14 protein-coding genes are annotated in these 21,592 nt (G+C 69.9%); 5 read left to right on the forward strand and 9 right to left on the reverse strand.

Going from position 1 to position 21,592, the window contains the following annotated elements; genetic code table 11:
* Positions 1–43: 43 nt before the first annotated feature.
* The 4 genes from ACFWV2_RS08300 to ACFWV2_RS08315 form a co-directional block, all read right to left on the reverse strand.
* Entirely contained in the window at positions 44–994 is a 951-nt protein-coding gene (locus tag ACFWV2_RS08300) for a hypothetical protein (RefSeq protein ID WP_384403569.1), read from the reverse strand.
* 53 nt (positions 995–1,047) lie between these two features.
* Entirely contained in the window at positions 1,048–2,238 is a 1,191-nt protein-coding gene (locus ACFWV2_RS08305; RefSeq protein WP_384403572.1) for a DUF3696 domain-containing protein, read from the reverse strand.
* Positions 2,235–3,530, reverse strand: a complete 1,296-nt coding sequence (locus ACFWV2_RS08310) for a DUF262 domain-containing protein (RefSeq protein ID WP_384403575.1) — start codon at positions 3,528–3,530, stop codon at positions 2,235–2,237. The genes ACFWV2_RS08305 and ACFWV2_RS08310 overlap by 4 nt, the downstream gene beginning before the upstream one ends.
* A gap of 136 nt (positions 3,531–3,666) precedes the next feature.
* Positions 3,667–4,125 (reverse strand): ATP-binding protein, encoded by a 459-nt coding sequence (locus tag ACFWV2_RS08315; RefSeq protein WP_384403578.1) that lies wholly within the window; start codon positions 4,123–4,125, stop codon positions 3,667–3,669.
* A gap of 159 nt (positions 4,126–4,284) precedes the next feature.
* On the opposite strand from ACFWV2_RS08315, the gene ACFWV2_RS08320 reads away from it, so the two are divergent.
* Together ACFWV2_RS08320 and ACFWV2_RS08325 are read left to right on the forward strand one after the other, a co-directional pair.
* The gene (locus tag ACFWV2_RS08320; RefSeq protein ID WP_384403581.1) at positions 4,285–5,151 is read left to right on the forward strand and encodes a helix-turn-helix domain-containing protein; all 867 of its coding nucleotides are present in this window, start codon (positions 4,285–4,287) and stop codon (positions 5,149–5,151) included.
* Positions 5,148–5,333 carry a DUF397 domain-containing protein gene (locus ACFWV2_RS08325; RefSeq protein WP_384403585.1) on the forward strand — a complete coding sequence of 62 codons (186 nt, stop codon included), beginning with the start codon at positions 5,148–5,150 and terminating at the stop codon, positions 5,331–5,333. Before ACFWV2_RS08320 ends, ACFWV2_RS08325 begins: the two co-directional genes overlap by 4 nt.
* A 51-nt stretch (positions 5,334–5,384) precedes the next feature.
* On the opposite strand, the gene ACFWV2_RS08330 is transcribed toward ACFWV2_RS08325, so the two are convergent.
* The 4 genes from ACFWV2_RS08330 to ACFWV2_RS08345 form a co-directional block, all read right to left on the reverse strand.
* On the reverse strand, positions 5,385–10,937 hold the full coding sequence (locus tag ACFWV2_RS08330; RefSeq protein ID WP_384403588.1) for a class I SAM-dependent DNA methyltransferase: 5,553 nt from the start codon (positions 10,935–10,937) through the stop codon (positions 5,385–5,387).
* A 1-nt stretch (position 10,938) separates the two neighbouring features.
* Entirely contained in the window at positions 10,939–13,983 is a 3,045-nt protein-coding gene (locus ACFWV2_RS08335) for an SNF2-related protein (RefSeq protein ID WP_384403591.1), read from the reverse strand.
* Between the two features lie 102 nt (positions 13,984–14,085).
* On the reverse strand, positions 14,086–15,288 hold the full coding sequence (locus ACFWV2_RS08340) for a protein kinase (protein ID WP_384403594.1): 1,203 nt from the start codon (positions 15,286–15,288) through the stop codon (positions 14,086–14,088).
* 139 nt (positions 15,289–15,427) lie between these two features.
* A complete protein-coding gene (locus ACFWV2_RS08345) occupies positions 15,428–17,104 on the reverse strand; it encodes an SWIM zinc finger domain-containing protein (protein WP_384403597.1) in 1,677 nt (558 codons plus the stop codon).
* A gap of 180 nt (positions 17,105–17,284) precedes the next feature.
* Here ACFWV2_RS08345 and ACFWV2_RS08350 point away from each other — a divergent pair, with 180 nt between their 5' ends.
* From ACFWV2_RS08350 to ACFWV2_RS08360, 3 genes are all read left to right on the forward strand, one after another.
* Positions 17,285–17,956, forward strand: a complete 672-nt coding sequence (locus ACFWV2_RS08350) for a hypothetical protein (RefSeq protein ID WP_384403600.1) — start codon at positions 17,285–17,287, stop codon at positions 17,954–17,956.
* Positions 17,957–18,767: 811 nt separating this feature from the next.
* Complete coding sequence (locus tag ACFWV2_RS08355; protein WP_384403603.1) at positions 18,768–19,376, forward strand: hypothetical protein; 609 nt, start codon at positions 18,768–18,770, stop codon at positions 19,374–19,376.
* Positions 19,377–19,549: 173 nt separating this feature from the next.
* Complete coding sequence (locus tag ACFWV2_RS08360; protein WP_384403606.1) at positions 19,550–19,849, forward strand: hypothetical protein; 300 nt, start codon at positions 19,550–19,552, stop codon at positions 19,847–19,849.
* Between the two features lie 283 nt (positions 19,850–20,132).
* Here ACFWV2_RS08360 and ACFWV2_RS08365 read toward each other — a convergent pair whose 3' ends face one another.
* Positions 20,133–21,467, reverse strand: coding sequence for a class I SAM-dependent RNA methyltransferase (locus ACFWV2_RS08365; RefSeq protein ID WP_384403609.1), 1,335 nt, complete (start codon positions 21,465–21,467; stop codon positions 20,133–20,135).
* Positions 21,468–21,592: the final 125 nt, after the last annotated feature.

Below are 21,592 nucleotides of genomic sequence, written 5' to 3' on the forward strand. Positions count from 1 at the left end.
CGGTCTACGTTAGCCGGGGCGGCAGTGCGGGCTCCGGGGCGGCTCACTTGTTGCCGAGTTTCCGCCCGACGTACGCGACACGCAGGGTGCGCTCCTCGTGGAGCAGGCGGAAGTGCATGCGGCCCGGTTTCGGCAGGAACTCGCAGTGCCAGTCGAAGAGCCGGCTCTCGCCGTCGGTGTCGGGGAACCAGCACAGTTTCCGGCGCATCTCGAACTCGGTGCGGACATCGGAACGCCACTGGGGCGCGATGGGATGCTGCTCGGGGTCCCAGTCGCTGACCGCGTCCTGGAGCTCCCCGAGCCGCTCGCCCACCGGCCGCACCCATACCTCGGGCAGTACGGCGAAATGCCGCTCGGCGTCCGACGTGAACTGGAGGAGCGGGAAGAGCTCCGGACACCGCTCCCACAGTTCGGTACCGGATCGCAGGCCTTCGACGGCCTTCTGCCGGGCCGTGTTCGCGCCTCGCTCGATCCACTTCAGATGGGTGTCGACGTGCCGGGCGTGGGCCGCGTGCCGGACCTCGACCTCGGTGGAGACGGAATCGGTGTCCTCGTCGTCCGTGAGCCGTTCCTGGACCAGTGTGATCCGGTCGGTGTTCCAGCGGTCCTCCAGCGGCAGGGAGATCCCGACACCGCCCAGCAGGTGTGCGTAACCCAGCCCTTCCACGGTCTCGCCGTCGTACTGGTACCCGACGTCGGAGAAGGTCTCCCCCTCGGGGAAGACCGTCCGGTACGGCGACCTGTCGTCGAGCCTCTTCAGCCGCAGCCGCAGGACCTCGTCGGTGCCCGGAGCTCCCATCCACCTACCGATGGGATGGCCCGGAGCGAGCTGCAGGGCCAGCAGACTGTCGGCCTGGGTGATCAGTGCCGTGCCCTGACGGTCGACGGCGGCGACGGCGAGTACGGCCTCGACCATCTCGGTCATGGCGTGGTTGACCCGGTCCGGGTCCGCCGTCGTCTCACAGGACTTCTCGTTCAGGAACAGCTGCGGCACGTCTCCCCCTCCGCGATGATGTGTGCGCCTGTGTCCGGCCCCCCGGGCGGTTCTCAGGCGATGAGCTGGTCGAGCGTGTTCTCCAGCTCGTCGAAGAATCCGGTGGGCCACTGGTCGATCCGACCGTCCGCGTTGACCCGCGGGCTGACGACCTCCGCGCCCGTTCCGTTGCCGCGGAAGTAGTGGAGCACCACCTGTGCGGGGGTGACGCGGCCCTGCTTCACCGCGAGCCGTACTCCGTTGAGTACGTGGTCGCTGTGCGTCTCCATGATCACCTGCGCGCCCTGGGCGGCGGCCGAGGCGGCGAGCGTGGCCATCCGGGTCTGCCCCTGCGGGTGCAGGTGCGCCTCCGGGTTCTCCAGGAGGATCAGGGTGCCGGGGCGGGCGCTCAGGCAGGCCACGACGATGGGCAGGACGTAGGTGAGGCCGAATCCGACGTTGCCGGGGCGGCGACGCCGGGTGGCACCCAGGGTGCCCTGGAAGCCGTACGAGAGGCTCACGGCGTCGGTGCCCTTGATGGCCTCGGCCCTGATGTCCACCCCGGGACAGAGCTCGCCCATCCAGGCGGCGGTCTGGTCGATCAGGAGATCGGAGGCGGCCTCCGGGTGGCGCAGTGGACCTGCGGGAACCGAGTCGTCGCGGTGGTGGCGCAGGAAGTTGACCGTGTGCTCGCCGCGCACGCCGAGGAAGCCCCGGCCGATGGCCACCTGGTGGTCGCGCGGGTAGAACTGGGCAGGCGAGATGCGATCGGCGTGCAGGTACTGGAAGGGGGCGGTGAAGAACGCCGGGGTCACGGCCTCGGGCCCGGCCGGCCGCTCCTGTCCGCCCTCGGAGGTGTCGGGAAGCTCGACGTCGAGCAGGGGCAGGAGGTTCTGCTCGGGCTCGTAGGCGGCGGTCCACCCGTAGTGGTAGGGCCCCTCGTCGACGGCGAGGCCGATCCGGGGCTCGTCCTCCGTGAAGTCCTCGTGGAGGACGTCCTCTCCGGTGCCGAGGCCGACGAGTTCGCCGTTGAGCAGGAAGCCCTGGTTGACGACGCTCGTACGGAGCCCTGCCCGGCGTGCCTCGGGCAGCAGCGGGGAGACGGCCAGGTATCCGGACTCGTGGGACTGACGGAGGAGCGCGAGGGACTGGAGGACGCTGCTCTTGCCGGACGAGTTGAGTCCGGTGAGGAGGGTGAGCGGGCCGAGCGGGAGTTCCACGTGCTGGAACGCCTTGTAGTTGTGCAGCGTCAATCGGTCGATCACTGTTCGGCCACCCCTCGGAACAGTCGTGCCACTTCCTGGAAACGGGTGCGGATCCTCGCCGGGTCCCCGGTACCCACGGAGATCGAACGGTCGAAGTCCCAGTCGGCCATGAGGTCGAAGAAGCGGTCGTGCACCCTCGCCCGCGACGCTACCAGCCTGTTCCGCTCGTGATCGTCGAGTAGCGCGAGGTTGACGGAGATCGTCTCGAACAGCGCCTTGTTGATGACGGAGGAGCTGCGCTTCCCTCCACGCCACTTACGGAAGGCGTGCTCGCCGAACAGGTCCCGCGCGCACCTCATGGCCACCCGGAACTCCCGTGCCAGTTGCTCCCGCCGCTCCTCGGTGAGCGTGTTGATCCGGTACATGGCGTCGATGAGGAACTTGTCGAAGTCCTTCTCGGTGTGCGCGGCCGGATTGGTCAGGCGGAACGCGAGGAAGCGCAGCACCATCTCCCGGTCGGCCATCCGTTCGTCGGACACGCTCCACCGGGTGGCCTCGCCGAACGCCGGGTCCTCGGCCAGGTCGGCGAGGAAGGTCCGCACGGTCCCGCTCACCAGCGCGTGCCGCAGCTCCTGCGGCTTCAGCGGCATGCCGCCGGTGTTGATCCGGGAGAAGACGTTGTACTTGACCTCCTCCGGGGTGCCCTGCTGCATGATGTGGACGGTGAGCTGGGTCTCGCGCAGCCGGATCCTCAGCCGGCCGGTGAGGTCCTGGTACGTGCTGCCGTCGAGCTGCCAGAGGTAGTCCATGCCCCGGAGCGCCAGCGGCGCCAGGCCGGTGAGCTTCGGCTCCATGAACCGGGCGATGGCGGTGAGCCGCTGGACGCCGTCCACGACGGCCCACTTGTCCTCGTCGCCCTGCGCCATGTGGAAGTTGGAGATCGGGATGCGCAGCAGCAGCGACTCGATCAGCCGGCTCTGCGCGCGGTCGCTCCAGATGCCGGACCGGCGCTGGAAGTCCGGCGCGAGGTCGAGCATGCCCTCCCGCATCCGGGACAGCAGCAGGTCCACCGTGGTGGTCTCGGTGCGGATGCTGATGCTCTCGGGCCGGAAGGGGGCGGAGATGCCGTCCGCGTCCCGGTACTCGCCGCGCTCCTCGCCCTCCTCGTCGGCGGGGAGCTCCAGCTCGACACCGGTCGGCCGGCCGTCCGAACCGATCTCGATCGGTGGCCCCAGCGACAGGAGGAGCGAGTCCGGCTGGTCGACGTCCTCCGCCACGGCGTACCCCCGGGGTTCCGTCGAACGGCTCCCTTCGGCGCCCCGGCCGTGCCCGTCGTCCTCGGCCTCCGCCATGCCGCCCGTCGCCCTCCGTCGCCCGCCACGGTCCGATGCCGTGCCCGGCGTCAGCCTATAGACGGCGACGGGGGCTGTCAGCGCGACCGCCCGGCCGCCGCCCGGGGCGTCCCACGTGTCCGGCCTTCGGCGGCGGTCAGTGTGTCAGGTCCAGCTCGGCGACGACGGTCTTGCCGACGGGGACGCGGTCGAGCACCTCCCACCGGTCGGCGAGCGCTTCGACCAGGAGCAGGCCCCTGCCGTCCTCGGCGAGCGACCGGGGTACGGGGCGGGACGTTCCGGGGCCGGGGGGACGCCGCTCGCCCCGGGTGTCGGAGACCTCGACGCGCAGGGTCCTGCCGAGGAGCTTCACGGCGAGCTCGAAGTCCCGGCCGGGCACGCGGCCGTGCGTGACGGCGTTGGCGGCGAGTTCGGCGACGAGCAGGGCGGCGGTGTCGGACGCCGGGCTGCCGTGCGGCACGCCCCAGGTGTCGAGCTGGTGCAGCGCGAGCCGGCGGGCGAGCCGGGCGCCGCGCGGGGTGGAGCTGAAGCGCTGGGTGAACACACGTACGGTGACGGGTGCCGCGTGGGTGGTGGGGGTCGACGGTGCTGTCATATGCCCAAGGTGCCGCTGGGTGAGGTGGGTTCACCAGGGCCGCCGCGCGTACGCCGGGTCAGCGTACGCGCACGTTCGGTGGACAGTACGCGTGACCGTACGTGACGATGGCCGGGGTCGAAGCGGTACGGCGGCGGGTGGCACGGGAGGTGTCCGGCGGTGGCCTACGAGAGCACGGACGGCGGTACGGGGGCGGCGGCGGGCGGCGCGGAACCGGGGGCGTCGGACAGTCTGCGCACCTTCGGCGCGGTCGTCCAGGCCTTACGCGAACACACGGGCCTGAGCCGCGAGGAGTTCGGCACCCTGATCGGCTACTCCAAGCACACGGTCGCCTCGGTCGAACAAGGCCGGCGCATGCCGGACCGCGACTTCGTGGAGCGCGCCGAACCGGTGCTCGGCGGCACGGGCGCACTACGGAAGGCGGCGCCGCACCTGTCGAGGCAGGCGGGGCTGGCAAGTTGGTTCCGGCAGTGGGCGCGGCTGGAGGCGACGGCGATCAGTCTGTACACGTACGAATGCCGGGTGGTCCCGGGCCTGTTGCAGACGGAGGCGTACGCACGGGCGGTCTCGCTGGACGTCCCCCCGTTGCCGGACCCGGAGGAGCTGGAACAGCGGATCGCGGCACGGCTGGCGAGGCAGGAACTGCTGGCGGTGACGCGGAAACCGCCGACGGCCTTCAGCTTCATCGTGGAGCAGGCGGTGCTGGAGCGGTGGACGGGCGGGGAGGCGGTGACGCGGGAACTGCTGGACCACTTGGTGGGGTTGATCGAGCGGAACTGGAACGTGGAGTTTCAGGTGATGCCACTGCGGAGGCCGACGCATGCGGGGCTGGATGGGCCCATCATGCTGGCCGAGACGCCCGAGAACCGGTGGTTCGGGTATTCGGAGGGCCAGCAGAACGGACGGCTGATCGCCCACGCGAAAGAGATCAGCTTGCTCCAACAACGGTATGCGAAACTGCGCTCACAGGCCCTGACCCCAGAGGACTCCCTGGGCCTGCTGAAGCGATTGCGAGGAGCGCTATGAGCACGTCCGAACTGGCCTGGTTCAAGAGCAGCTACAGCGGCTCGCAGGGTGACGCCTGCGTCGAGGTGGCCAAGGGCACGCAGGCGATCCACGTCCGGGACTCCAAGGACCAGCGGAGCCCCGAACTCGCCCTCTCCCCCACCGCGTGGGACGACTTCGTCACGTACGCCGCCCAGGGCTGACCTTCACGACAGCGCCCCGCGCCGGACGAGTCCGGCGCGGGGCGCTGTCGTTCACACCGTGGGAGGCGTCCACTTCCCCTTGTCGACGGCCTCCTGGAGCCGCGCGGAGAAGTACGCGTGCGCCGCGCGCATCTCCTCTTCGCGGTTCGCCTTGTAGAAGGGCGCGGTGTAGCCCTCGGGGGGCTCGGGCCGCTCCTTCTTCTGGTAGGCGAGGAAGTGCTCGTAGTGCTCCTTGGTCTGGCCGTGCCCATGGGCGTACGAGTCCTGCGCCAACTGCCGCCCCGTGACGTCGAACCACATGTTCGACTCGCGATCCGCGAGGATCGCGTACCGCGCCTTGTGAATGGCGATGAGCTCGTCAGCACTCATGCCGAGCCATACCGCCACCAGGGCGTCGATCTCCACGAGGGCGGCACGGCGCTCGTACTCGGTACGGAGCGGGGTGCCGTACTCCCAGGTCTTCTGGATTCCGCCAGCGAGGGGCACTAGACCGGGCCACTCCACCGCCCAATCCTCGTAGCCCGGCCACGTCATGTCGTACAGCTCGGCCCATAGCGGCGCGTACGCGTCGGTGAGGCAGTTGAGCCGGAGGGTGCGGAGGAGGAGAGGGCCGGAGAGAGGATGGGCAGGATCAGCATGCGGCATTTTCTTGGCTTCAGCCAATTGCAAATCTGAACGCCCAGTAATGCGAAGGAGATAATCAAGCGGAAGAGAGGCCCAGAAACCAGACGCCAGCGCGGTCGAGCGGTTATCACTCAACGCGAGCGAGCTCACTGTATTCACGTGGGCGGGACCAGGGGGAACCAGTGCCGCGAACAGACTTCGCTCCGTATTAAACGGAATCATTCGGCGCCAAACTAGGCGATAGAAGTGCGTGTACGGCCGAAATAGCCATAGCTGTTGCCGCAACAGTTCCCGTTGCTCTGCCTCAGGCAGCCGCAGTTCGTCCGCCGTCAATACGTCGCTTCGATTTTCCCAATCCTGAAGGCTGGGCTCCCAGTCGACCTCAAGCCGCGCTCGGTCCAGCCACCGATCTTGTTCGCCTTCGTACCGCATAAATGAGAATGCTTCAGGGCGAGCATAGTTTGTCCGCGGCACGGCGTTCGAAGGAAGATTTACCAAATCGAAGGCAACCCAGTCGTGATTACCTCGGCACGGCACCATGGGCTGCTTACTTACAGGAGCAGCAATTCCGAAGTGAGGGCCTTGAAGGATGAGTTCTGAAAGCGACGACGGATCGGAGGTGTTCCACGCATAGTACCCCTTTCGCTTCCCATCTGTCTCATGGAATCCCCGACTTACTTGCAGGTCGTGTTCTGAAATTCGCTCCGTAACAGCAGACAAAGCCTTGATCGCCGACTGCTCTGCTGTAGTGATCGGCTGCAGTAGCGCCGCTTGCGTCGCTGGGGTGCTTGCATCGCCAGTCAGGCGCTGCCACTCCGTGAGCATAGACTCGTCAACCGTAACGACCCGTGCACGATGGGGGCGGAGATCCCAGCTACCACCGTGCTTCATTCCGGGAACCTCCCCTTCTCCATCATGCACGAGAGAGGCGACTAGCGGGTCCACGCCGTACAAACGACTCAGGCTATCGAACCTGATCGAACTCTTCGGGGTTCCGTAAACATGAATCCCAAACTCCGTATTCCTGCTGGCCTCAAACGCCCAGTTACCAACGTTCACGAACCCAGCATGCAGCCGAAGTCGACGGTACGCGGATTGTCGGATTCTCCCATCCCGCGAACCCCCCAGATGCGTATCTGGGTGGATGAGACCGGCCAGCCCCACTTTTCCGAGGTTTCCCCATACACGGCACATGAACGCCCGATACAAATCCGGATGCGTTCCCGTGAGGACTGGATATGTAACCGCTGACCCGAGCCACTCCGCCATCCCAGAAGTGGATGCCAACTCCCGCAAAAAGTACGTCAAGTCCCCAGCGAGGGCCAGCGCTTCTTCCTTTCGCTCACGCCACAACGTTGCGGTTGGCTTCTCCTCCAACTTGAACCACGGATCTAGCTCCGCCAGAACCGCGTCCTCTTCCCATCTCGGACGCACCCACGGCGGGTTCCCCACCTGAAGGTCGAACCCGCCCCCCGCCCCCCGGAACACGTGCGCGAAGTGCAGTTCCCAGTGGAAGAAGCCGTGGCCGTCCTCCGCCTTTATGTCCTTCTCCGTGGTGCCCGCGATGTCCTCGACCGTGTTCAGCCACGGGTAGCGGAACGGCAGCTGCGTCGCCGGGCGCATGCCGAGGAAGCCCTCCAGGCGGTCCTCCACGTCGGCGAGGAGTCCCAGCGCCTCGTCGGGGCTGAGGTTCTCGATGCCCGAGAGCAGCGACTGCTCGGGCATGTCGACCCTGCCCAGCAGGCTCTCCAGGAAGTCCAGCCAGTCTCCGAGGCTCTGGAGCGGGACCGTCGTCCGCTCCGGCGCGCGGTTGACCGCCTTGCGGGCGGCCGGGACGCTCCGCCCGGACGCGCCGGTGCCCAGGCCCTCGCCCAGCTCCTCCTGCTCCCCGTCCGGGTCGTCGAACAGGCCGGCCGTCCGCCACAGCTGGTCCCCGGGCGCGGGGCCGGACGGCGGCTCCACGGGCGCCGCCGACGCCACCGGGGCGCCAGGCTCCACCGTCCCACCGCCCAGCAGCCCCGGCACCGACGACTCGTCGACGAGCGCGCCGCCCGTGCCGTACACCGGGTCTGTACCGTCGAGTTCGCCGGTCTTGTCCAGCGGCCAGAACCACAGCGCGCACCAGGCGTCCATGACGGTCTTCAGCCGCCAGTACGGCGTGCCGTGCCGGGTCAGGTCGTCGAGGACCTTCTGCTTGTCCTCCGCCTCCGCCGACTGCTCCAGCCAGTCCGCGCCCCACACGTCGACGCGGCGGGACACCGCCCGTTCGGAGAGTTCGAGGCGGGTCGCGACCAGCGACCAGAGGAACTCGGCGCGCCGGGCCACGCCCTGGAGGCGGCCCAGCTCGGTCTTGTCGGCGGCCTTGCGCCAGCGGTCGTAGCGCTTCTGCCGGGCCTCGGCGGTCTCGTCGCCGCGCTCCTGGAACGGCTTCGGTCCCTTCGGGGCCTTCTGGACGCCCTTGCGCCACTGGCCCAGCGCCTTGGCCTCGTCCTCGGCGAGCTTCTTCGCCTCCGGCTCTCCGGCGACCGCGCCCCAGCCGATCGCGGGCAGCAGGAACTGGTGCACCGCGCCGTCGGGCAGCGGCCCGTCCCGGAACGGCAGGTCCTTCGGCGGGAGGGTGTTCTTCTTGGCCAGCCATCCACCGCCCGGCAGGACGTCCGCCCGGTAGACCTTGCGGCCCGCGCCGATGAGCGAGTTACCGCGCCGCAGGTGCAGGCCGAACCAGGGGGCCCGCATGCCGGGGTGCATGGAGTTGAGCCAGAGGGAGACCTCGGCGAGTTCCACCGCCGTGGCGTTGAGGTCCACGCCGTAGGCGTTGTGCAGAGCGATGTACGCCTTGGCCTTCTGGAGCTCGATCTGCCGCAGTTCGGGGTCGATCCGGCGGCCCAGCTCGCGTTCCCGGCGCCGCAGGTACTCGGCGGCCACCTGGTCGATGGCCTCGTTGAGGAACGCGCCCGAGCCGAGGGCCGGTTCGCAGATCTTCCACTCCAGGAGTTCCTTCGCCGGGGTGGTGCCGTCCTGGTCGAGGCGGTGCCTGAGGGCGAGTTCGACCGTGACCTCGGTGAGGGACTTCGGGGTGTAGTAGGAGGCAGAGGTCTGGCGGTCGCGGCCGGCAAGGCGGTAGACGAAGGAATCCTTGGGGTGGGGCACCCGCTCCAGGCGGCCCGTCTCCTCGTTCGTCCGCTTGACGAAGAGGGCGTCGTCGTAGTCCCCGGCCCGGGATGCGGGGATCATCCAGCTGCCGCCCGACGGGTCGCCGCCCTTGGCGACCTCGTACAGCTCCTCCTCCGCGATGAAGCCGGTGTAGGACATCAGGCCCTCGTACACCGCGCCGAGCTGGTTGATGCCGAGCTGGGCGTACGAGATGAAGCCGCCGCGCTCGCGCCCCCTGCCCTTGGTGAGCATCAGGCGGCGCAGCACCTTGTGCAGGGTCTCGTTGCGCAGCCGGGTGTCCAGGAAGGGGCGGCGCTTCTCTCCTTCTCCGCCCCTGTATTCCGGGTTCTCGATCTGGTCGTCCGAGATGAGACGGACGGCCTCCTTGGTGAACAGCTCGGAGCGCAGGGCCTCGAAGCGCAGGCCCGCGCTCGTGCTGCGGGCGGCGGCGCGGCGGGCGCGGTCGGCCTCGCGGACCCGCTCGGTGTACTCGGCCTGGGTGATCTCGCCGTCGGCGAGCAGCCTCGCCGCCTCGTTCTCGGCCTCCGTCGCCTCCCGGGCCGCCGCCTCCGCCGCGAGGTCCTCGGGCTCGGTGCCGTAGCGGCGGTGGCCCTTCTCGACCTTCTCGAAGAGCAGGTCGAGCGACTCGTACAGGTGGAAGCCCTTCCGGGAGCGCTCGCCGACGAGGTCGCGCAGGACGAGGTCGCCGAGGCGCTGGAGGCCGTAGCCCTGCTCGTACTCGGGGTAGTCGGAGGGCAGGATGCCGAGGGCGGGGCTGGCTTCCGCGTACAGCAGGAACAGGATGCGGTAGAGGTAGCGCAGCGACTCGCGGCTGAGTTCCTTGGCGAGGCGGGCCGGGTCGTCCAGGTCGGCGGGGGTGACGCCGTTCTCCGGTTCGCGCAGGCGGTCCAGGACCTCGTTGGCGATCCACTCGACGCTCAGGCGCAGGCCCTCGCGGAGTTCGGTCGAGACACCGACGGCGTGCTTGGCGGACCGGTCGAGGAAGGCGGCGAGCGGGGCGGTGCCGCCCTCGGCGGGGACGCGCAGCGCGTCGGCGCCGAACAGCGCCGCCAGGATGTCGAGTTCGCCGCCGTGGCGGTCGTCGCGGCGGTGCAGGGCAGCGTCGAGGTCGGCGGACAGATAGCGGCCCTCGGGCCAGGCGAGGCGGTCGGCGAGGACGACGACTCCGCCGACGAGCAGCAGGACGTGGCGCGGAGGTGCGTCGCAGGTGAAGAGGAAGTCGGTGAGAGCCTTCGCGTCCAGCAGGTCCGGCGCCGACGTCTCCGTCTCCACCGGGTGGAGCAGGCGGCCGGCGCCGTCCGGGTCGAGAGCGGCGTCGGGTTCGGTGGTCCAGCCGCAGGCGACCGCGTACAGGCCGGGTTCGGCGTGGAGCACCTGGACGGCGTACTCGCGGTCAGCGCGGTGGACGGTCACGGTCTGCTCGTGGGCATCGGTGTAGCCGAGGGCACGCAGGGTGTCGAGGTGGCTCTCGGTGTAGCGCTTCCGCCACCCCTCGGGTGCGAGCGCGTCGGGCGCGGCGAGCGCCGCCGCGTCCTCGGCGAGCGCGGCGCGGCCCGCGAAGTAGGAGCCGTACAGGGCGCGCAGGCCCTCGCGGGGGGTGCGGACGCGCGGCGGGACGGAGCCGGGGCCGAGGCCCTGGCGGGCGGCGTCGGCGACGGCGTCGGCGTGGCGGCGGCGTTCGGTCTCCTCGAAGGCCGCCCAGCGGGTGAGGAGGCCGTCCTTCGCCTTGAGGTCCTTGGGGAGGACCTCGGCGAGGTAGTGCGGCGAGAGGTAGTCGCCGTGGTTGACCAGCGAGTCGTACGTCACGTCAGTTCTCCGCCTGGGCGTCGGACGGGTGGGCGGCGTCGGATGCGGGGGCCGGGTCCTGGGCGCCGGCCGCGGGTGCGACCGCCTCGGCTCCGGAGGCGTCGGGGGCGCCGGGGCGGTCGAGGACGGCGAGGACCCGCAGCAGCGGGCGGCCGGTGGTGTGGAGTTGGTCGAGGAGCCGGGCCAGTTCGTCGGCGGTCTCCTCGACGAGGCGCTCGCGGCGGCCGGTGACGCCGGGCAGCAGGGAGTCGGCACGCCACTGGGCGACGTGGTCGCGGTAGGCGGCGAGCGGCCCGCTGATCTGCTCCTCCCACGCTGCCCTGCCCGCGTCCAGGTGGTGGCGGGCGGCGGCGACGGCGGCCGGGACGAGGGTCTGGAGCCGGGCCGGGTCCCGCGGACCTCCGGTGCGGGCGAGCCTCGGTCCGACCTTCGCGTCACGCAGCGCGTCGGCCATGGGGCGTACCTCGGGCGTCCCGGTGCCGTCGGGGCGGAGACCGGTCACGGCCATCCAGCGGACCACGGTCGGGCGGCCGAGGGCGTTGGAGTGGATGCCCTGGACGAGGAAGACCGGGCCGTCTACGTGGGGCGTGGTGATGACCGGGGCCTCCTGGCGCCCGAACTCGACCAGGACCTTGTCCGTCAGCCACTCCACCACCGGATGGATGTCGGTGAGGAAGGAGACGTCCGGCCACATAGTGGTGCTGCTGTCCCTGGCCTCGTTGAGCTTGCGCTGCGCGAGGGCCCGGTCGAAGGTGACCAGCATCCGTTCGGCGACGTGCTGTTCTCTCAGATAGGAGGGCGGTAGGGCCTTGAGGCGGTGCAGCAGGTCGGGTGCCAGGGCCGGGGAGAGGGAGAAGTAGGACCCTCCCTGGGCGTCGGTGCCGGACGACAGGGCGATCTGGTCCTCGGCGCGCTCCTCGTACACCTCGTCGAGGGCGGTGGCGACGAAGTCGGCGGTGTCGCCGTCGAAGAGCGAGATCAGGTCGGCGCGGGCGGGCAGCTCCTGATCGGTGATCATGTCCACCTGGCCGAACAGGTCGGCGAGTGCCGTGTCGTCGGCGGGGGCGGAGTCCAGGAACTCCTCGACCGTGCCACCCCTGACCAGTTCCTTGATCAGCCGGCGCTCCTCCTCCTCGGCCCGGTAGAGACCCGAGACGGCCTCGGCCGTGCCGTCCAGCTTGTGCGCCTCCTCCTCCCGGAGGAGCAGCTTCTCGGCGACCGTGCGGTCGTCCTTGGCGCCGGGGACGGCCGAGGTGAGGATCAGCGCATGGAACCGTGGCTCGTACTTCTGCCCGTACCGGTCGATACGGCCGTTGCGCTGCTCGATGCGGATCAGGGACCACGGGATGTCGTAGTGGACGAGGTGGTGGCACTGACGGTGCAGGTTGACGCCCTCGGAGGCCACGTCTCCGGTGAACAGCAGCCGGACGGGGGTGTCGGCCAGGCCGAACGCCTCGAGGACCTTGCCCTGCTCCTCGTCACTGAGGCCGCCGTGCATCACGGCCACGGCCTTCGACGTGCCGTCGGCCCCGACCGGGAAGCCCAGGCGGGCGGGGACGACCTCGGCCAGCCAGGTCAGTGTGCGGACGCGTTCGGAGAAGACCACGGCCCGCATGGTGGACCGGGGGCCGACACCGATCTCCTTGAGCTGGGCGACGAGCGCGTCGAGCTTGGCGGAGTCGCCGGGCGCGGTGCCGTCGCCCATGCCGGAGACGATCTCCTGGAGCCGGGCGAGGGCGGCCTGCTCGGTGGCGATGGCGGGGTCGGGCCGCAGCCCCTTCTCCTCGGCCTTGCGGACCCGGTCCGTGAGGGAGGAGATGCGGTTCGCGACCGTCTCGCCCAGGGCGACGTGGGAGGACAGGAACGTCTTGAGCAGGTTGTAGGCGAAGACCGGCTCGACGGCGACCGAGACGGGGTCCTGACCGGCGGTGCCGAACTCCGTGCTCGTCGGCGGGGCGGGGATCCAGTGCTCGGCCAGTTCGGCGAAGACCCGCTCCTCCGCCTCGGTGGCGGCACAGTGGAGGGAGACGGTGGGGCCCCGGTCCGGCCACTCGGTGCCCATCTCGTCCCGGACCTCGGGGCTGATCTTGGTGCGCCGGATGAAGAGGTGGCCGAGGTCCTCCGCCGGGTCGTAGTGGTCGCGGTCGGCGATGGCGGCCGGGTCGAGCAGCGAGATCAGGTCGGCGAAGGACCGCTTGTCGCCGTTGTGCGGGGTGGCGCTGGCGAGCAGCAGGGCGTCCGTGCGCGGAGCGAGGATCTCGGCGAGGGCGCGGCGCTGGCTACCGGGGTTGATCAGGTTGTGGGACTCGTCGATGACGACAGCGTCCCAGCGGATCCGCTCCAGGTGGTGCCGGTACTGGCCGATGTTCTTGAGGGTGTCCACGGAGATGATCACGCGCTTGTAGTGCGTGAACGGGTTCCGCCCGGCCGGCAGCTCGCGCTGGACACGCTGGACGCCGAGCGAGTCGAGCCGTACGAGCGGGATGGAGAATCGCGTCCACAGCTCGTGCTGGAACTGCTCCAGGATGCTCTGCGGGGTCACCACCAGGATGCGCTCGCCCCGGCCCCGACGGATGAGCTCGGCGAGGGTCAGGCCGATCTCCAGGGTCTTGCCGAGACCGACGACGTCGGCGATGAGGACCCGGGGGCGAAGGTTGCGCATGGACAGGGCGAGTTCGGCCGGGCGCTGCTGGTAGACGAGCGGGTCCAGGAGGAAGCGGTCGGCGAGGGCGAGGCCCCGCTCCGACTGGGGCAGCGGCGTCTTGCGCAGGACGGCTTCGAGGAACAGGCGGCTGCGCCGGAAGTACGAGGAGGTGTCGGGTACGAGGACGGTCTTCTCCGGGTCCAGGAGTTCCACCGTGTCGATGCCGCTGAAGAAGACGGCCTCCTCGTCCCGCACGAACTCGGAGACGCCGACCGCCTCGATCCGCTCCCCGTCGTGATCGGTCGTGGTGGTGTTGCGGACCAGCCACTCCTCGTCCCGTACGAGGATCTGCGCGCCCGGCGGGAACCGGGTCCCCTCCTGCGTCGCCCCCTGGTCGGTCACTCACGGCCCCTTCGTCTTGCGTGTGTCGTCGCTCTCGCCTCCGCAAGTCTGTCACGGGGAGGAAGCGGGACGTACGAGATCGGGCACGGGGGCCGCGCCTGCTCAGAAGCGGGCCTCGCGGGCGTAGCCGGCACGAATCCGCTCGGCGATCCTCAAGGGCGCGGAGGGCCGGACAGCGGTCGTCCCGCCTCGCGGGCGCGGGCGGGTTTCCGCCTGCGCGGGCGAGGACTCCGGGAGGGCGGATGCGCCGTCGTCCGAATCATCCGCACCGGGCTCTCCCTCCGAGGCGTGCTGCCCGGCCCCTGCGGAACCAGCCGGGCCCGCCTGCTCGTCGTCCTCGGCCGCCGCCTGGTCGATGACGGCGGGTGTGTAGGCGGGTGCGTCGGCTCCCGCCGAAGGTTCGGGGGCCGGCGCGGGAAGCTGGGGCACGCTGATCTCGGGCGTCAGAGCTGAGAGGCGGCGCTTGGCCTGGAGGGCGGTCAGACCCTGTGCACGGATGACGCGCACCAGCCTCTCAGTGACTTCGGGCAGTGCCGGCCTGGCATCCGGGTCCAGTGCCAGCATGTCCGTGATCAGCGGCACGAGTTCCGGTGGGGCGTCGGTCAGGTCGGGAGGGGTCGCCGGGTCCTCGATCCTCAGGGCGACGGCCTGCCACGTCGGCCCCTCGTACGGGTAGTGCCCGGTCGCGGCGAACAACAGCACCGCGCCCAGCGCGTACACGTCGGCGGACCGGTCCAGCTGTTGCTCGCCCCGGGCCTGCTCCGGAGGCATGCAGAGCACGCTGCCGACGACGAAGCCGGTGGCCGTCAGGGCGGTGCGGCGTTCCGCGAGCACGGCGAGACCGAAGTCGATCACCTTGGGGCCGTAGGGGGAGAGCAGGATGTTCTGCGGCTTCAGGTCGCGGTGGAGCAGCCCTGCCTCGTGGACCGTGCCGAGGCCCTCGGCCAGCAGTGCTCCGAGGCTGGCGGTCTCGGCGAGCGGCAGGGGCCCCTGACCGGCGACCAGGGTGCGCAGATCGGGTCCGGGGACGTACTCGACCGCGAGCCACGGCTGATCGGCTTTCGCGTCGGCGCCGACGAAGGCCGCGACGAAAGGCCCGTAGACGGTGCGCAGGCTCTCCACCTCGGACAGGAAACGCGCCCGGGTGTCCTCGTCGAGCACGGAGGGCTTGATGACCTTCACCGCGGCCTGGTGGCCGGCCGCGGACTCGCCCAGGAACACCTGGCCCATGCCGCCGGTGCCGATCCGGCACACGAGGGCGAAACCCCCGATCTCCTTCGGGTCGTCGTCCTTCAGTGGTTCCACGGTGTCACGCCTCCCCCTCGCGGTCCGCACCCCACGATTCCGCAAGGTGGACCTCCCCCGACCGGAGGGCAGTCTATGCAGGTCCTCTGTCGTCCTGTACCGGCTTCCCCGAAGGCGCCCACAGGCGCGACGGTGGTCGTCACGAGCCCGACAGGCCGTGGTCGTCCATCAGTCGCATCAGGTTCCGCTTCCGCTTCTGGGCGGCGCGCAGGTCGGTGATGTACACGGTGAAGTCGTCCGGTGTGCCGAGGCGGTGGTGGCAGTCACGGATGCCCAGCAGCAGGGTGACGAGCTGTTCATAGGCATGGTTGCCGGTCGCGCGGGTGAGGGGGGTGACCAGGCGGAGGTAGACGGCGAGGGCATCCGCGGGGCGGATCGGGCGGGACCGGTCCGCGAGGGTGAGCCACTGGCCGTCGTGGGCCCCGTGCTCGCCCGCTGTCCTCCAGGCGGCGTCGATGTCCTTGTCGTCCAGCAGGACGTCGACGAGGACCCGGCCACCGCGCGCGTCCACCCCTTCGGCATCGGCTCGGAGAAGTGCCAGCGCCTTCTCACGCTCGGTCGGCCAGCACGCGGCGGCGATGGCCGCGGCACGCAGCTGCTGGTAGGCGAGCAGGGTGCGGCGGGCCGCGAAGTGGTCCCGGCGCAGGGTGACGGCGTCGGCGGGCCGACCGGTCCGGGTGTAGCGGTCGGCGAGGTGGTCGATCAGGGCGGTGTCGACGGTGGCGAGGTCCTCGGTCTCCCGGATGCCGCGCTCGGCCCATTCCAGGGCTTCGACGGTGCGGCCGGCGGTGTCGAGCTCGCGGGCGATGAGCAGATGGGTGTGACCGTTCGGTGCGAGGTCGGCGGCGTGCACGGCGATCACCGTGTCGATGTCCCGTCCCGACTTCGCGAGGCGCTGCATGAGGTGTTTCTCGGCCCAGCCGGTGCGGTTCGCCTTCCATGCCTCCGTCGCGTACCGGAGCAGGGCGGCCATCCCCCGCCCGCCGAGCAGGTCCTCGTAGTCGAGCGGGTCGATGTCCGTCAGGTCGGCCGCGTCGTCGAGCGCGTGCCTCACGAGCCAGTGGGCGAGTTCCTCCGGGTCGGGGCGGGCCGCGCGGCAGGCGTCATGGTGGGCGTCGGCCAGGCCGACGCCGATCTCCCCGAACCGGCCGTCGGAGTCGTCGACGCTTTCGACTGCGGCGGCCAGCATCCCGATCGTCTCCCGGGCCAGAGCGATCGAGTCGGCCGCCCGGCCGGAGGCCGTCAGTGACCGGATCGCGCCGACCGCCTGGGCGGCCTGGTCGGCGTAGGCGTGAACGTCGGCGTACTCGACGTAGCCATACCGGGCGAAAGGGCCGCTGTCGAGCAACTCGCGGATACGGGAACGGATCCCGACCACGTCGCCGCTGGCGCTCGCGGCCCGCAGTTCCAGACGTCTCCGCAGGCTCCGGTCCTCGGCCATCTCTTCCCGTACAAGAGCAAGCAGATCGTCCCGTGACATGCCGGTCAGCCAGGCGTCGAGGTCTCGGGTCCTGTCCCGGGCAGCCTTCCGCCGGCGAGGCAGGTCGGCTTCCTGGGCGATCACCGTCAGACCGAGCGCAACCAGGTGCTTGCAGAAGTGGCCCTCCTGGCCGTACGGGCAATCGCACGTGCCCGCGGGCTTTCTGCGCCCGCCCAGAAGCAGCTCCACCTCGTACCGCTCCGTGCCGCGTACCGACGCCCTGATCCAGCCGTCACCGAACTCGACCCCGGACACTTCGTCGGCATAAGCGAGCCCACGCTCGAACGAACGCTCCCCGGCCAGCGCCCTCAGCTTCGCCTCCGTAAGACCGCCCACGACTCACCGCGCTCCGCTCCGGCTCAGCCTCCCCAAACGGCCCCACAGTAACGGCCGCCCTGGCCAACCAGCCCATCCTCGTGTCAGGCCGTCAACAACCGATTCTCTGCGGTGCCTCACGCCCCGCCTGTATGGTCGTCGACCACCCCGGCTCCCAGGACCTTCCCCGAAAGGTGCCGCATGACCAAGCCCACCACCGTGAACCTGACGAAGGCCTCGCCCACGGTCTCCCTGGACAAGCACGGCGTGACCTCGGGACTGATCAAGGTCAACCTCAACTGGACCTCGCCGCAGGCCGCCGCCCAGAGGGCGGCCGGCGAGGCGCGTGGTCTGTTCGGCCGGGTCCGGGCGTCGTTGCGCTCGGCTGCGGCCAGGAAGGTGGATCTCGACCTCGGCTGCATGATCCGCTGCGCCGACGGCTCCAAGACCGTGGTACAGGCGCTGGGCAACGCCTTCGGCGCGGTGGACCGCTTCCCCTACGTCGCGCTCGACACGGACGACCGGACCGGGGCCCGGGAGACGGGAGAGAACCTGGTCATCAACCTGGACCACCAGGCCGAATTCCAGAAACTCCTGCTCTTCGTCTACATCTATGAAGGGTCCGGCGACTTCCGCGGCCTCGACGCGGTGGTGACCCTGACCTCCGACCGCGGCGACCGCTTCCAGGTGGTTCTGGACGAATGCCCTCCGCGGGCACACGCGTGCGCCATCGCCCTCATCAAGCGCCAGAAGGGCGAACTCGTCATCGGACGCGAGGTGCGATGGTTCACCCCGGCGGACGGTCCCGGAGTCCAGGACGTGATCTCCCGCGCGTACCGACTCGGCATGAAATGGACCCCTGGCCAGAAATAACGCCCCACGATCACGTACACCCTCGGGCGCACCCGGCACTCGACCGACATACGACCCTACGGCTACCGGGGGCCGCCGTGTTCCCGGAGGTCGGAGACACTCAGCCGCACGCACCCCGACCGCCCACTCGTTCAGTTCAAAGCCCGATGCATGCACCCCTGCACCCGCCGACGCCCCGCAGCGTCCGCCACGTCGCGCCAGACTCTCAACACAGGGCGGGAAAGCATGAGATGACCGATAGGGCATTACTTTCTCACGGGACATGCATGAGACAGAAACCCTGACAAGCCATCAGATATCCCGCTAACCTGGGAAACCATCGGAAGCCACGACGACCTCCAGAGGTGTGCGGGTCGAATTCTGCCGGGGGGGGCAAAGGCGACATCGGATACGGCTTCAGGTGAACCCTCCACGCAGCACCTGCCCTGCACCACGATCACTGACACCACCCACCCCGTCATGACAGCCATAAGTCGAGGGCAGACCATTGGAACGGCCAGTCAATGAACGTCAGCTTGCGGTACTTGAGTGGGTGGCAGCCGGGTGCCCTGCCGGCGTGTGGGAGACAAGCTCGTACAAGACCACGTGCCAGGCACTGCAGAACCGGGGTCTGGTCACGGTCTCCCGGAAGGGCGGGCAATGGAGCGTCGCCCTGACGAGTGCCGGCCAGCACTACCTGGCGCACGGCACATACCCTCCCCGTGAGACTCGCCCACGGAAGACCCAGCCAGCCCCTTCGCAACCCCCGCCCGCCCAAGCTCAGGAAATTCCTACCCCCGCTCGATTGCCACGCTCCTCCCCACAACCTCGCATGACGTTCTCAGAACAGCTACTGCAAGAGCTCACGGAGGCGGGCGGCCGGATCATCAAGAGCGGCAGCGGTCCGGAGTTGGAGAAGTGGCCCTCCCGCGTCGCCGCGGCACGCAGGTCCGGAAGGATCCCAGAGACGAAGGAGCTGTACGGGGGCTGGTGCCGTGGCGGCTATGAAATCAAGCTCGTCGACATCCCCGCCTGGCGTCTGGCCGTCCTCGAACCCGTCCCTGTGCCCTCACGGCTCGCGCGGCCGCACAGCGTGGTCCGGGCCATGCAGAACGAACCCCAGCCGCTGGGCCTGACCAAGTCCGTCCAAGCACGCGCCCTCAGGCTTATCCAGGCGCTGATCACCGCCACCGAGAACGAAGGACACTCCAGTTCGGCAGGACAGACCGGCTTCGCACCCCCATCCCATCGCCGCCGCAGGGCAGACCCCCACTTCACCATCACCGCACAGGGCCAGGCAGTAGGGTTCCTCGTCCTCCAGGAGCAGGACCGGACCGAGCACGTCGCCACCGAGAAGGAACTCGCGGAGGCCAAGAGGAACTCCTGGATCAGGATCCCCGCTTCGACTACGCCCCGTCCGAACGCCTCCGCTTCGCCCTGAGCGGCGGCCAGCCGCACCGCGCGAGCGAATGGTCCGACACCCCCGGACGCACCCTCGAAGATCAGCTCGCCGAGATCGCGCAGGAGGTCACGCTTCGCGGTGAAGCCGCCGAACGCAGACGTCTCGACGAGATCGAAGCAGCGCGTCAGAAACGCGTCCGCTGGGAAGCCGCCATGGAAGAAGCGCGCGTCCAGTACGCCGAGGCATACCGCGTCAGGCACTTCGAAGCGCAGGAAGCCGCATGGCGCCACGCCATCCGACTGACGGAGTACGTGAGCGCCGTACGCACCCGGGTCAAGGCCACGCCCCCAGGCCAGACCAGGACCGAAGCCGAAGCGTGGATCGACTGGGCAGCAGCCCGCGTGGAGCGCCTCGACCCTCTGAACACACCGCCCCGACTGCCCGACATCCCCGAACCACGAGCCGACGATCTCAGGCCCTTCCTCGGGCACTGGAGCCCCTACGGCCCCTGACACAACACGCACCGGACACCCCACCTAACGTCACGGAACGTCACTACCGAGAAGCGAATAGGCAGGGGCAGCCGACAGCTCGGGAGCCAGCGCCCCAGCCACCTCAAGGTGCCCACGACCACTCAGCTGAGGGCTCCATTCGGCAGTCGGCAATCACGCGTGACGATCCATCAGAAATCGCACCGTCCGTGCGTCAAACGTGCGTCACGTGCGTCGAATATGCGTCAAGATATCGCACCTAACGCACGTAACGCCCATAACGCACACTCGGAGAAACGCCAGGTCAGCGGCCCTTTTCAGCAGGCTCAAGGATCGCGACGCACTCGACATGATGGGTCATCGGGAACAAGTCGAACGCGCGCAGCGTCCGGACCTTGTAGCCGCGTTCCGCGAAGTACGCCAGGTCTCGGGCGAGGGCCGCCGGGTCGCAGGCGACGTAGGCGACGCGGCGGGCGCCCAGGCTCGCGAGGTGGTGGACCGTCTGCTTGCCTGCGCCGGCGCGCGGGGGGTCCAGGACGATCAGGTCGACGTCGGTGATGCCCGTGCGCGGGAGGACCGATTCGACCTTGCCCTGTTCGATGCGGACGCGCGGGAAGTCGGCCAGGTTGTGGCGGGCGTCCTCCACCGCGCGCTTGCCGGACTCGATGCCGAGGACCGCGCCCTGGTCGCCGACCCGGTCGGCGAGGGCGCCCGCGAAGAGGCCGACGCCGCAGTAGAGGTCGAGGGCCGTTTCGCCCTTGCGCGGGGTCAGACCCTGCATGACGGCGAGCATCAGGGTCTGGGCGGCCTTCGGGTGGACCTGCCAGAAGCCGCCGCTGCCCACGCGGTAGGTGCGCTCGTCGGCCCGCTCGCGGACGAACGGGCGGCCGTGGACGCGGTGGACGCCGCCGTCCTTCTCGTCGACCCGCATCACCGAGACCGGCTTGTCCAGTTCCACCAAGGGGAGGCGGCCCCCCGGGCGCGGGGTGAGGATGACCTGCCGGTCGCCGGAGCCGGAGGCGGCGATGGCCTCGACGGAGGCCATGCCCTCCCAGTCGTGCTTCTCGATGCCGAGTTCGGAGACGCCCTGGGCGGCGATCATGCAGTGGTCGATGATCTCGACCTCGTGCGAGCGGTGCTTGCGCAGGCCCGCGTGGCCCTCGGCGTCGACCGCGTACTGGACCCGGGTCCGCCACTGCGGGACCTCGCCCGGCGGGAGCTTGTCGCCCTCGGCCGGCATGACCGTGCCGTCCCAGCCGGCCTCCTCCGGGGTCAGGCCGGCGAGCCGCTGGAGCTGCTCGGCGATGACCTCGCCCTTGAGGCGGCGCTGGGCACCGGGCTTGGCGTGCTGCCAGTCGCAGCCGCCGCACTTGCCGGGGCCCGCGAAGGGGCAGGGGGCCTCGACGCGGTCCTTGGAGGGGTCGAGGATCGTGACCGCGTCGGCGCGCAGGAAGCGGGAGGTCTCCTCGCCCTCGGTGACGCGGGCGACGACCTTCTCGCCGGGCAGGGCGTGGCGGACGAAGAGGACGCGGCCCTCCTCGGTGCGGGCGATGCAGTGGCCGCCGTGGGCCACCGGGCCGACCTCGACCTCGTACTCCTCCCCGATGAGCGACGACTCAGGTGCGTTCGCGTTCTGCATGACGGGGAGACTCCAGAGAATGAGAGAGGTGGGGGGGGGGCCCCCCGGCGGCCCCCCCACCGAATTGCCCCCCGGGGGGGGGTTGGGGGGGGGGGGCGCACGCCCACGGCGCGGGGGTGGTGTTT

Origin of the sequence: Streptomyces sp. NPDC058671 (assembly GCF_042716475.1) — a bacterium.
Taxonomy (GTDB): domain Bacteria; phylum Actinomycetota; class Actinomycetes; order Streptomycetales; family Streptomycetaceae; genus Streptomyces.